Here is an 11,359-nt window from a genome sequence, read left to right as displayed (position 1 = left end):
GCCCTTTATGCCGCATGGAGATCCGGATGCTTGCCTTTGCCCTCCCCTACACACTGCATGTCCTGGCCGCGCTGGTCTGGGTCGGCGGCATGTTCTTCGCCTGGCTGGTGCTGCGGCCGGCAACGGTTGCAGCCCTCGACGGGCCTGCGCGCCTGCGGTTGTGGGTGGAAGTTTTCCGACGCTTCTTCAGATGGGTCTGGTTGGCGGTCGCGATTTTGGCGATCAGTGGTATCGGCATGTTGCACATGCGCTTCACAGGCTTCGAGACCGCGCCCAAGTACGTGCATGTGATGATCGGTGGCGGCATTGCCATGTTCGCCCTGTTCATGCGCATCCAGGCCTTGCTGCTGCCAGAGCTGAAAACAGCCGTGCAGGCCGAGGACTGGGCGGCGGGGGCCGCGGTACTGGGCAGGATTCGACGGATGGTCGGCATCAACCTGCTGCTGGGCATCGCGGTGGTGGCAGTGGCCAGCTCGCGGTGGGTGCTGTAGGCGACGCAACCCTGGGCCGCGCCGCCCGCGCGGGTCAAAGGCGCTGCAGAATCAACTCACCCGAGGCGCCGGCCAGGCCTGGCTGGCCCGGTTGCCCCGGCCGCCCGCTGGCACCGGCATCGGTGCGATAGACCAAACACCCCTTACTCGCCCCGCCTTTGCCTGCCTTGCCCGCTGTGCCGGCCTGGCCTGGGGCACCGCCATCCAGGCGCACCACAATGCGCGATTGAGCAAAGCCCTGCGGCACACTCAGGCGAATTCGCCCACCCGCCGCACCGTCATGCCCGTTGCCGCCATCATCGCCATTGGCGCCGCGGCTGGCTTGGCCCCAGGTGCAGCCCCCGGCTTGGCCGTTGGCACCATCGAGGCCTGCATAACCCGGCGCGCCGGCGCCGCCTCGGGCATCGATCGACAGTTGCTCGGCCTCTAACTCATCCAGCTTCAAGTCCAGGCTTCGCCCGGAACGGGCCGCACGCTGGTAGGTGCCTGGCGCACCCGGGGCACTGATTTCGCTGCCCTCACCCAGCCGGGCACTGCGTGCTTCAATGCGCAGCGGGTGGTCAGCGGGGGCAATGGCGATACGCGCCTCGCGCCCCAGTTGCAGGTGATCGACCTTCAACTCGGTAAGCGTGGCAGGCAAAAGCAGCGTCGCCGAGTCGGCCACGCGCAGGGACTCAAGGTGCACGCTGGCCGACTTGTCGGGCAAGCGCAGCATGGAATTGGAAGCCACTTCAAGGCTTTCGGCCTGGGCCAAGGGCGCGGCCAACACCGCCAGCAACATCAGATTACGCATTGCGCGGCGCCTCCTGCGCACGAGGAATGGACATGACATGGAAGATCCCCGTCAGCAGGATCTGCAAGCGGTCGAACCAACGGTGGCTGCGCCCACGCAGGCTGGCGTTGAAGAACAACACCTCGAGCACATGCAGGCTCAGCAAGACAATGCCTGCCGCGTTGATCAGAAGATTGAATGGCAAGGGTTGCGGCATCAACAGATTGAACAGCGCCACGCCCCAGAAGATAACGGTCAGGACCTTGCCCAGGCCCAGGATGAACTTCATAGCCCCGCCCCTCTACATTTATTGTTATGTCGAAGCGGCCCGTTCGAGCGAGCCGTGCGACCAACAGTACCTGTAATGCCAAGGCGTGCGCCAGAGGCCCTGCAGTGACGCTTGTCGGATCGAACTGCCCAGCAGCCTGCGCCCGCGCCACTGCTCCAGGCGCGGACGCTGGTGCTGGCCGTCACCGCTGGATCTTGATCTCGGTGCGACGGTTCATGGCGCGCCCATCGGCCGTGGCGTTGTCAGCCACTGGCTGGGTTTCACCGGCACCCACTATCGAGACGAAGCTGCTGCGCGGCACACCGCTCTCGACCAGGTAATCGGTCACCGAATGGGCACGGCGCTCGGACAGTTTCTGGTTATAGGTGTCAGAGCCCACGCTGTCGGTATGGCCGCTGACACTCAGGCGGGCACTCGGTGCTTCCTGTTTGAGGCGGGTGGCGATGGTGTTCAGCCGCTCTTTATCCTTGGCGGTCAGACGCGCAGAGTCGAACTCGAAGTGCACATCGCGGATGACGATGACTTCTTCCTTCTGCACCACGACTTCCTCGACCACCGCGACCGGTTCTGGCGGGCAGCCATTGGCATCGACCTGCACACCGCGTGGGGTGCCGGGGCACTTGTCACGGCTGTCCGGCACGCCGTCACCATCCTCGTCGCCATCGCCATGGGCCCAGCAATAGCCCGCCGCCAGGCCACCGCCCAGCAACGCGCCCCAGCCAGCCCAGCTGGAACTCTCGATGGCACCCAAGGCGGCGCCGCCTACGCCCCCGACGGCAGCACACTTCGGCCAGTCGGTTTTTTGCAAACCTGCACAACCAGTCAACACACTGGTGAGCAGTACCAGGGGTATCGCTGTGCGTACTATGCTCATTTTCGTTGCTTCTCCTAGGGGAATCGGCATAAGGCCGATCTCTGGGAGTAAAGACCGCGCAATCCATCCCTGCCAGCAATCAGCCACGACGCGGTCACATGCCGCTTTGCCCAGGCGCTGCGGCCCGTTAGTCTTGGATGACTTGAACGAGGATTGGCAATGACCGACGGTTTTTCCCAGCGCACGCCCCAGCAGGCCTTGGCGGCCCTGCTCGAGCGTTTTACCCCTCAACGCCTGTTGCTGGTAGGCACGCGCTTCCCCGCACTGGACGCCTTTGCCGAGGCACACCCGCAGGTGGCCATCGCAACGACTGCACCCGGCCCGTTGCCGGCAGACCTTGCCGGTCAACGCTTCGACTTGGCGGTGCTGGTGGACTGCCTGGAGCACCTGCCCAAGCGTACCGGCCTGGAACTGCTGGGCGGCATTCGTAACCTTAATGCCAGCCGGGTTGCGGTGCTGGCCGACCTCTCGGCCTGCGGTTGGCAAGACACCGACTTTTTCGCCCTGGCCTTGTCTGCCAGCGAAAAATTCCGTCGTGAAGGGCAGGTATTGAGCCTCTTCACCTATGATCTACATGACTACAAGCAAGTCCCGGACTGGCTCAATGCGCGATTCTGGGCCAACCCTGAAAATTTTGGAAAGTACTGGTGGTGATGATGAGTGTCTCGGTCTGCCCTTGCGGCAGTGGCAACCTGCTCGACGCCTGCTGCGGGCACTACCATGCCGGAACCCCGGCGCCGGATGCCCAGACGCTGATGCGCTCGCGCTACAGCGCTTACGTGCTGGGCCTGATCGACTACCTGGTGAGCACCACCCTGCCGGCTCAACAAGCGGCGCTGGACCGCGCCGCCATGGCCAGCTGGAGCGCCCAGAGCACCTGGTTGGGGCTGGAGGTCGAAAGCGCCGAGGTGCTGGGCGGCCAACCCGAGCACGGTTTTGTCACCTTCACCGCGCGCTGGCACGATGTGGACGGCGATCACCAGCACCGCGAGCGCTCGGCGTTCGTCCAGCATGAGGGGCGCTGGTACTTCATCGACCCCACGGTCGGGCTGAAGGCCGGGCGCAACGACCCTTGCCCCTGCGCCAGCGGTCAGAAGTTCAAGAAATGCTGCGCCAGTTACGTGGCCAGCTGAGCATGATCGCCCAGGCCCGCGTACTGCTGCTCGGCGCCCTGCTGGCACTGCTGGCAGGCTGCGTCAGCTGGGGCGGCGACGACTGGCGCGAACCTGAGGTGCACCTGGTCAGGGTCGAAACGGTCAAGGCCAGGCTGCTTGAGCAGGAGTTCGTGCTGCACCTGCGCGTCGACAACCCGAATGACAGCCGCTTGTTCATCCGCAGCCTGGCGTATTCGATACGGCTCAACGACCTGCTGCTGGTGCAGGATGAGACCAGTGTGTGGCGCAGCGTCGGCGGTCATGCCCGGCGCACCTTCAAGATCACCGCGCGGACCAACCTGTGGCAGCACCTCAAGCCGCTGGCCAAGCTGCTTAAAAGTGAGCAACCGCTGCATTACACCTTGCAGGGCGAGCTGGCCACCGGGTTGCTGTTCCACCGGGACCTGCACTTGTCGCGCAGTGGTGAGATAATCCCCGGTGATTTCATACCGGAGTAACTTTGCAATGACCCAGCAACCTCATGTTCATGGCCCTGACTGCAACCACGATCATGATCACCACCACGATCACGACCATGGCCATGTGCACGGCCCGCACTGCAACCACGGCCATCAGGAACCTGTTCGTAACGCCCTGAAGGACGTTGGCCGCAACGATCCTTGCCCTTGCGGCAGCGAGAAGAAGTTCAAGAAGTGCCACGGCGCTTGATCGGCACGTTGTACTGAGGGCCTGGGTGTAGGGCTTGAGTGATGTGGTGTTCCCAAGATCGAGCGCCGCGCGGGCGGCGCTTCGCAGCACAAGGCTGCTCCCACATCTGTTTCGGGCCAATTATTCCTGAGGCATTAGCGCGCGGTCCCTTGGCGGCTGACACGATATCGAGTCGAACAAACAAGGCGGTCGCGCGCCTCTCTCACAGGCTTTACTGGCCGGAAACAGATGTGGGAGCAGCCTTGTGCTGCGAAGCGCCGCGCGGGCGGCGCTCGATCTTGAGAACACCACAACACTCAACCCCTACACCTGCCGCCCCTCGCCCATCGCCCCTCCCACATACCATTCGTAAATAAACCGCCTAAGCACCTTGCACCGCGCCTGCGTGCTCACTACCTTAGCGCCTTCCAAACCCCCGCCACGCCTTGCAGGAGCCTTGTCATGGCCGCCCCCGCCTTTCCTCCCTTCCGCCCGCGGTTCACGACCGCTGCCACGCTGCTCGGCATGCTCGGACTCGCCGGTTGCCAGATGGGCGGCTACCAGGACAGCGTGCCACCGACCACCGGCGTACAGCCGCTCAAAGGCCTGGCACAAAACGTCTCGGTACGGCGCAATGCCATGGGCGCGCCGTTGATCGAGAGCGGCAACTTCCATGATGCGCTGTTCAGCCTCGGTTACGTACACGCCGGGGATCGCATCGAGCAGATGGTCGCCATGCGCCTGCTCGCCCAAGGCCGCCTCGCCGAACTTGCCGGCAGCGATGCCCTCGACATCGACCGCCTGATGCGCGCCGCCAACCTCAAGCAAAGCGCCGCCCAGCAATACGCCGACGCCTCGCCACGGCTCAAGCGCTTCTTCGAGGTCTACGCCCGCGGCGTCAACGCCTACCTGTTCCGCTACCGCGACAAGCTGCCCGCCAGCCTGGCCAGCAGCGGCCATCGCCCTGAGTACTGGAAGCCAGAAGACTCGGCGCTGATCTTCAGCCTGTACGCCTTCAGCCAATCGGTAAACCTGCAAGAAGAACTCAGCGCCCTGACCCTGGCGCAGAAGGTCGGCAGCGACAAGCTGGCCTGGCTGCTGCCCGGCGCACCGGACGAACCGTTGGCCGACAGCGAAGTGGACAAGCTCAAGGGCCTCAACCTCGCCAGCCAGCTACCCGGCTTGCCCGCCCTGGCGGCAGCCAGCCAAAAGCTCGCCGACCTCGACCTGCTCGGCAGCCCAGGCTCGGCCAACCTGGCCTTGGCAGGCCAACGCAGCCGCAGCGGCAAGAGCCTGCTGGCCAGCGACAGCCAGGCCGCCTGGGCGCTAAGCCCGGTGCAGATCCACACGGGCAAGTACCAGGTCGCCGGCCTGTCGCTGCCGGGCCTGCCGATCGTGCTGGCCGGCTACAACGGTAAGATCGCCTGGAGCAGCAGCGCCGTGATGGCCGACAACCAGGACCTGTACCTGGAGCAACTGCGCCGCCAAGGCAACCAACTGAGCTACCTGGCCGACGGCAAATGGCTGCCAGCACGAGCACGCAGCGAAACCTTCTTCGTGCGTGGCCAACGCCCGCTGCGCGAGGTCATGTACGACACGCGCCACGGCACCCTGCTTGCCCAGCCGGCAAGCGCCAGCCTGGGCCTGGCCCTGAACCTGCCTCAGTTCAAGGGCGACCGCAGCCTCGACGCGCTGTTCGACCTGACCCGCGCCAAGACCGTCGAACGGGCATTCGACAGCACCCGCGAAGTCGCCGCCGCGGCGCTCAACTTCGTCTTCGCCGAGCCAGAGCACATCGGCTGGCAAGTCAGCGGGCGCTACCCTAACCGCCGCGAAGGCCAGGGCCTGCTGCCTTCGCCCGGCTGGGACGGCCGTTACGACTGGGACGGTTACGCTGACCCGATGCTGCACCCATACGATCAGGACCCGCCGGCTGGCTGGATCGGCCACGCCAACCAGCGCAGCCTGCCGCGCGGCTACGGCATGCAGTTGTCCAACACCTGGTACTACCCCGAGCGCGCCGAGCGCCTGGCTCAGTTGGCAGGCAACGGCCGTCACGACAGCCGCAGCCTGATGGCCCTGCAAAACGATCAAGTCACCCTGCTGGCCGACAAGCTCAAGCAGATGTTCGACGCACCGGGCATGGCTCAACCACTCAAGCAAGCCATCGATGCTCTGCCACCTACTCAGCGTGACAAGGCCCGCGACGCCTTGGCCCGGCTCAAGGCATTCGATGGCCGGCTGAGCCCTGTGTCGGCAGACGCCGCGCTGTACGAGCTGTTCCTTCAGGCCTTCGCCCGCGAAACCTTCCTCGACGACCTCGGGCCAGAATCCAGCCCTGCCTGGCAGGCGTTCGTCAGCAACGCGCGGCTCTCCTACTCGGCACAGGCCGACCACCTGCTGGGCCGCGAAGACAGCCCGTTCTGGGATGACCGCAGCACCCCGCAGAAAGAAGACAAGCCGGTGATTCTCGCCCGCAGCCTGGCCGCTGCGGTGGATGCCGGCACTGCGCAACTCGGCGCCGACCGCCGCGCTTGGCAGTGGGGCAAGCTGCACCAGTACCGCTGGCCGGCACCGGCCTACCATGGCCTGGGTGATGCCCTCAGCCGTTCACCGCTGGCTGCCGGCGGCGACTTCAGTACCCTGGCCCTCACCCCCTACGCCTGGGGCAGTGACTTCGACACCCGCCTGCCAGCATCGGCACGCATGGTCGTCGATTTCGGCCAAGCCGAACCGTTGCAGGTGCTGACCAGCAGTGGCCAGTCCGGCAACGCGGCAAGCCCGCACTACAGCGACGGGTTGGATGCCTGGTTCAAGGGGCGCTTCATGAGCCTGCCGCTGCAACCGCAGAACTTTGGGCGGGCCTATGGGAGCCAGCGGCTGACCTTGGTACCGGGTCGGTGAAGGGGATGGTGTGATGCCGTGAGTGCATGACGCCTCCCTTGTAGCGCCTGTGAGATCGAGCGCCGCCCGCGCGGCGCTTCGCAGCACAAGGCTGCTCCTACATCTGTTTCGGGCCAATTATTCCTGAGACGAGGGCACGCGACCTTCTTGGCGTAACCGTAAAAATGTAGGAGCAGCCTTGTGCTGCGAAGCGCCGCACGGGCGGCGCTCGATTTCACAGGCGCCACAACCCCCACGACGAACTCACTCGAACTTCCCATCACCCACCGCGCTCCTAACTGGTAACCCACCACCGGCGCCCGTGCCATGGACCTCGTTATCGCCCGCCCCGAAGGCCTGTACTGCCCGCCCGGTGATTTCTACATCGACCCCTGGCGGCCGGTGGACCGTGCCATCATCACCCACGGCCACGGCGACCACGCCCGCACCGGCAATAACCATTACCTGACCGCCGCACCCGGCGCAGGCATCCTGCGCAGCCGACTGGGCCAGGACATCAACCTGCAAACCTTGGCCTACGGCGAGCGCATCCTCCACCACGGTGTCACCCTGAGCTTGCATCCCGCCGGCCATGTACTGGGCTCGGCGCAAGTACGCCTGGAATACCAGGGCCAGGTTTGGGTCGCTTCGGGCGACTACAAAGTCGAACCCGACGGCACCTGCGCTCCCTTCGAGCCAGTGCGTTGCCACACCTTCATCACCGAGTCGACCTTCGGCCTGCCTATCTACCGCTGGCCCCGCCAGCCTGAAGTGTTCGCCGGTATCAACGCCTGGTGGCGCGCCAATTGCGCGCAGGGCAAGGCCAGCGTGCTGTTCTGCTACGCCTTCGGCAAAGCGCAGCGCATTCTCCACGGGCTGGACGCGAGCATCGGGCCGATTCTGGTACACGGCGCGGTCGAGCCGTTGAACCGGGTGTACCGCGAAGCGGGCGTGCACCTGCCGGAAACCCGCTATGCCGGCGACATCCCGCGCAACGCCCCATTAATGCGCCAAGCCTTGGTCCTGGCCCCGCCCTCTGCCGGGGGCAGTAGCTGGATGCGGCGCTTCGGCGATTACAGCGATGCCTTCGCCAGCGGCTGGATGCTGTTGCGCGGCACACGCCGGCGGCGTGGCGTCGACCGCGGCTTCGTGCTGTCAGACCACGCCGACTGGCCGGGCCTGCTGTGGGCCATTGGCCAGACCGGCGCGGAGCGCGTGATGGTCACCCATGGCTCGGTTAACGTGCTGGTGCGCTACTTGAACGAACAGGGCCTGGATGCTCGCGCCTTCGCCACCGAATACGGCGACGAAGACGAGCCCGCGACCTCGGAGCCCGAGGCATGAAAGCCTTCGCCGCACTGTACCTGCGCCTCGATGCGACCACCTCCAGCAACGCCAAGCTCGACGCCTTGCGCGACTACTTTGCCCAGGCGCCTGCCGAGGATGCGGCCTGGGCCGTGTACTTCCTCGCCGGCGGCCGGCCGCGGCAACTGGTGCCAACCCGTGTGCTGCGCGAACTGGCGACTGAGCTGGCAGAACTGCCTGAATGGCTGTTCGAAGAGAGCTATCAAGCCGTGGGCGACCTGGCCGAAACGATCTCGTTGCTGCTGCCCGAGAGCAGCCATGGCAGCGACGAGGGGTTGGCCCACTGGGTCGAGACACACCTGCTGCCCCTTCGTGGCCTGCCGCCCGACGTGATCCGCCAGCGCCTGCCCCCGCTCTGGGCGCAGCTCGACCGGCCAAGCCTGATGCTGTGCCTGAAGCTGATCACCGGCAGCTTTCGCGTCGGCGTGTCCAAGCTATTGGTCACCCGCGCCCTGGCGCAACTGGCCGGCCTGGACGCCAAGCGCGTGGCCCAGCGCCTGGTCGGCTACACCGACATCAGCCACCGCCCTACCGCCGCCGGTTACCAGCAGTTGATCGCTGCCGAGTCGGCAGATGAACACCGCCAGCGTGGCGGTCAGCCCTATCCTTTTTTTCTGGCCCACCCGCTGCAGGCGCCCGTCGAGCAGTTTGACGCGCAACTCGGCCCGCCGAGCGACTGGCAGATCGAATGGAAGTGGGATGGCATCCGCGCACAGGTGGTCAAGCGCGACGGCCAGCTGTGGGTCTGGTCGCGTGGCGAAGAGCTCGTCACCGATCGCTTCCCCGAGCTGCACAGCCTGGCGCAAACACTGCCGGACGGCGTCGTGCTCGATGGCGAGATCCTGGTGTGGAAACCAGGGGCAACGGACGATGCCCTGGCCGTGCAACCCTTCGCACTGTTGCAGCAACGCCTGGGCCGCAAGACCCTGAGCAAGAAGCTGCTGGCCGACGCGCCCGTGGTGCTGCAGGCCTATGACCTGCTGGAATGGCAGGGCGAGGATTGGCGCAACCAGGCGCAGCACGTACGTCGTCAGCAGTTACAACGCCTGGTGGCAGATTACCCGCTGGCGCCTGTGCTGCTTTCGCCCTTGCTCGAAGGGCAAACCTGGGCCGAGCTGGCCGAACAGCGCGAGCAGTCGCGCAGCCTCGGCGTGGAAGGCCTGATGCTCAAGCAGCGCGAGGCCTTGTATGGCGTCGGTCGCACCAAAGACATGGGCACCTGGTGGAAGTGGAAAATCGACCCGTTCAGCGTCGATGCCGTGTTGATCTACGCCCAGCGTGGCCACGGCCGCCGCGCCAGCCTCTACAGCGACTACACCTTCGCCGTCTGGGACGCGCCGCCCGGCACGGCCGGGCGAGCATTGGTGCCCTTCGCCAAGGCGTATTCAGGGCTGAGCGACGAAGAGATGCGCAAGGTTGACGCGATCATCCGCAAAACCACAGTGGAAACGTTCGGCCCGGTGCGCAGCGTGACCCCGACCTTGGTGTTCGAACTGGGTTTCGAAGGCATTGCCCTGTCCAAACGCCATAAAAGCGGCATCGCCGTGCGCTTTCCACGCATGCTGCGCTGGCGCCTGGACAAACCGGTCGAAGAAGCCGACGACCTCGCGACACTGCAGGCACTGCTGATCTGACAGTGCCTAATTCGCACAGGCGCTGACGCAAAAATTATGCTTCTATCTGTGTGCCGACCCGTGTCGCAGACCGTATTCGCCACGTAGCCAGGACTACCATGCACCATTCGACCCACGACCTGCTTTCTCCCGTACCGGGCATTTCACGCCAACTGCACAGCTTTCACTTTGGCCCACGCGGTGGCGGCAAGGTGTACATCCAGGCCTCGCTGCATGCCGACGAACTGCCCGGCATGCTGGTGGCCTGGCACCTCAAGCGCAGGCTGGCCGAGCTGGAACTACAGGGCCGTCTGCAGCGGGAAATCATCCTGGTGCCGGTGGCCAACCCGGTCGGTCTCGAACAAGTGCTGCTGGACGCCCCGTTGGGGCGCTTCGAACTGCAGAGTGGCGAGAATTTCAATCGCAACTTCGTCGATCTGTCCGATTCCATCGGCGATCAGGTCGAAGAACACCTGACCCAGGACGCCGCACACAACGTCGCCTTGATCCGCGAATACCTGCGCCGCGGGCTAGACGCCCACCCGGCACGCACTCCACTCCAGGCCCAACGCCTGATCTTGCAGCGCCTGGCCTGCGACGCCGACCTGATACTCGACCTGCACTGCGACTTCGAAGCCGTCGAGCACCTGTACACGACGCCCGATGCCTGGCCACAGATCGAGCCACTGGCCCGCTACCTGGGCGCCCAGGCGAGCCTGCTGGCCACCGATTCAGGCGGGCAATCGTTCGATGAATGCTTCAGCCTGGTCTGGTGGCAGTTGCAGCAACGCTTTGGCAAGCGCTTCCCGATTCCGCTGGGCTGTTGCTCGGTCACTGTCGAATTGCGCGGCCAGGCGGACGTGAGCCATGACCTGGCCGGCAAGGACTGCCAGGCAATCCTCGACTTCCTGACCCACAACGGCGTCATCGAAGGCACCTGCGCCCCCCTTCCTCCACTGCCCCGCGCGGCCACGCCCCTGGCGGCCGTAGAGCCCGTGTCGACGCCGCTTGGCGGTTTGCTGGTGTACCACGCGCGCCCAGGCCAGCACCTGCAAGCCGACCAGTTGATCGCCGAAGTCATCGACCCGCTCAACGACCGGGTGACTGCGGTGCGCAACAGCCAACCCGGCCTGCTGTACGCCCGTAGCGTGCGCCGCATGGCGACGGCAGGCATGGTCATCGCCCATGTGGCGGGCGAGCAGGTGTGCCGCAGCGGCTACCTGCTGGGGAATTGATCCGGTAAAACCAATGCCCCTGGCGGGCGGTCAGT

At 65.3% G+C, this 11,359-nt stretch carries 12 protein-coding genes; 9 read left to right on the top strand and 3 right to left on the bottom strand.

The genetic code is table 11. The annotated features are described in order from the left end of the window. Positions 1–26: 26 nt before the first annotated feature. Positions 27–491 (top strand): CopD family protein, encoded by a 465-nt coding sequence (locus OO306_RS11770; protein WP_099430252.1) that lies wholly within the window; start codon positions 27–29, stop codon positions 489–491. Positions 492–525: 34 nt separating this feature from the next. On the opposite strand, the gene OO306_RS11765 is transcribed toward OO306_RS11770, so the two are convergent. From OO306_RS11765 to OO306_RS11755, 3 genes are all read right to left on the bottom strand, one after another. Then, a complete protein-coding gene (locus OO306_RS11765; protein WP_027594224.1) occupies positions 526–1,284 on the bottom strand; it encodes a hypothetical protein in 759 nt (252 codons plus the stop codon). Then, positions 1,277–1,552, bottom strand: a complete 276-nt coding sequence (locus OO306_RS11760) for a DUF1145 domain-containing protein (RefSeq protein WP_027594223.1) — start codon at positions 1,550–1,552, stop codon at positions 1,277–1,279. Before OO306_RS11760 ends, OO306_RS11765 begins: the two co-directional genes overlap by 8 nt. Before the next feature lie 181 nt (positions 1,553–1,733). After that, on the bottom strand, positions 1,734–2,426 hold the full coding sequence (locus OO306_RS11755) for an OmpA family protein (protein WP_027594222.1): 693 nt from the start codon (positions 2,424–2,426) through the stop codon (positions 1,734–1,736). Between the two features lie 159 nt (positions 2,427–2,585). Here OO306_RS11755 and OO306_RS11750 point away from each other — a divergent pair, with 159 nt between their 5' ends. The 8 genes from OO306_RS11750 (at position 2,586) to OO306_RS11715 (ending at position 11,324) form a co-directional block, all read left to right on the top strand. Continuing rightward, positions 2,586–3,080: a DUF6231 family protein gene (locus tag OO306_RS11750; protein WP_027594221.1), complete on the top strand. Its 495-nt coding sequence runs from the start codon at positions 2,586–2,588 to the stop codon at positions 3,078–3,080. Between the two features lie 2 nt (positions 3,081–3,082). Beyond that, the gene (locus OO306_RS11745; RefSeq protein ID WP_265968781.1) at positions 3,083–3,559 is read left to right on the top strand and encodes a YchJ family protein; all 477 of its coding nucleotides are present in this window, start codon (positions 3,083–3,085) and stop codon (positions 3,557–3,559) included. A gap of 2 nt (positions 3,560–3,561) precedes the next feature. Further along, complete coding sequence (locus OO306_RS11740) at positions 3,562–4,038, top strand: LEA type 2 family protein (RefSeq protein ID WP_186682779.1); 477 nt, start codon at positions 3,562–3,564, stop codon at positions 4,036–4,038. A 7-nt stretch (positions 4,039–4,045) separates the two neighbouring features. Further along, on the top strand, positions 4,046–4,249 hold the full coding sequence (locus OO306_RS11735) for an SEC-C metal-binding domain-containing protein (protein WP_033694179.1): 204 nt from the start codon (positions 4,046–4,048) through the stop codon (positions 4,247–4,249). A 441-nt stretch (positions 4,250–4,690) separates the two neighbouring features. Then, positions 4,691–7,132, top strand: coding sequence for a penicillin acylase family protein (locus OO306_RS11730; RefSeq protein ID WP_265968778.1), 2,442 nt, complete (start codon positions 4,691–4,693; stop codon positions 7,130–7,132). A 306-nt stretch (positions 7,133–7,438) separates the two neighbouring features. Next, complete coding sequence (locus OO306_RS11725) at positions 7,439–8,455, top strand: ligase-associated DNA damage response exonuclease (protein WP_265968776.1); 1,017 nt, start codon at positions 7,439–7,441, stop codon at positions 8,453–8,455. Next, on the top strand, positions 8,452–10,110 hold the full coding sequence (locus OO306_RS11720) for an ATP-dependent DNA ligase (RefSeq protein ID WP_265968775.1): 1,659 nt from the start codon (positions 8,452–8,454) through the stop codon (positions 10,108–10,110). The genes OO306_RS11725 and OO306_RS11720 overlap by 4 nt, the downstream gene beginning before the upstream one ends. Before the next feature lie 98 nt (positions 10,111–10,208). Continuing rightward, positions 10,209–11,324, top strand: coding sequence for a succinylglutamate desuccinylase/aspartoacylase family protein (locus tag OO306_RS11715; protein ID WP_265968774.1), 1,116 nt, complete (start codon positions 10,209–10,211; stop codon positions 11,322–11,324). Positions 11,325–11,359 lie beyond the last annotated feature (35 nt).

Source organism: Pseudomonas sp. DCB_AW (assembly GCF_026240895.1).
GTDB classification, from domain to species: Bacteria; Pseudomonadota; Gammaproteobacteria; order Pseudomonadales; family Pseudomonadaceae; genus Aquipseudomonas; species Aquipseudomonas kermanshahensis.
The sequence above is the reverse complement of the archived record's forward strand: the minus strand, read 5'-3'. Positions and strand labels throughout refer to the sequence as shown.

Bases quoted from the DNA above. Each gene is read 5' to 3' on its own strand.
- OO306_RS11735 (WP_033694179.1), top strand. From the start codon at position 4,046: ATGACCCAGCAACCTCATGTTCATGGCCCTGACTGCAACCACGATCAT.
- OO306_RS11720 (WP_265968775.1), top strand. From the start codon at position 8,452: ATGAAAGCCTTCGCCGCACTGTACCTGCGCCTCGATGCGACCACCTCC.
- OO306_RS11765 (WP_027594224.1), bottom strand. From the start codon at position 1,284: ATGCGTAATCTGATGTTGCTGGCGGTGTTGGCCGCGCCCTTGGCCCAG.
- OO306_RS11770 (WP_099430252.1), top strand. From the start codon at position 27: ATGCTTGCCTTTGCCCTCCCCTACACACTGCATGTCCTGGCCGCGCTG.
- OO306_RS11745 (WP_265968781.1), top strand. From the start codon at position 3,083: ATGAGTGTCTCGGTCTGCCCTTGCGGCAGTGGCAACCTGCTCGACGCC.
- OO306_RS11750 (WP_027594221.1), top strand. From the start codon at position 2,586: ATGACCGACGGTTTTTCCCAGCGCACGCCCCAGCAGGCCTTGGCGGCC.
- OO306_RS11715 (WP_265968774.1), top strand. From the start codon at position 10,209: ATGCACCATTCGACCCACGACCTGCTTTCTCCCGTACCGGGCATTTCA.
- OO306_RS11730 (WP_265968778.1), top strand. From the start codon at position 4,691: ATGGCCGCCCCCGCCTTTCCTCCCTTCCGCCCGCGGTTCACGACCGCT.
- OO306_RS11755 (WP_027594222.1), bottom strand. From the start codon at position 2,426: ATGAGCATAGTACGCACAGCGATACCCCTGGTACTGCTCACCAGTGTG.
- OO306_RS11760 (WP_027594223.1), bottom strand. From the start codon at position 1,552: ATGAAGTTCATCCTGGGCCTGGGCAAGGTCCTGACCGTTATCTTCTGG.
- OO306_RS11740 (WP_186682779.1), top strand. From the start codon at position 3,562: ATGATCGCCCAGGCCCGCGTACTGCTGCTCGGCGCCCTGCTGGCACTG.
- OO306_RS11725 (WP_265968776.1), top strand. From the start codon at position 7,439: ATGGACCTCGTTATCGCCCGCCCCGAAGGCCTGTACTGCCCGCCCGGT.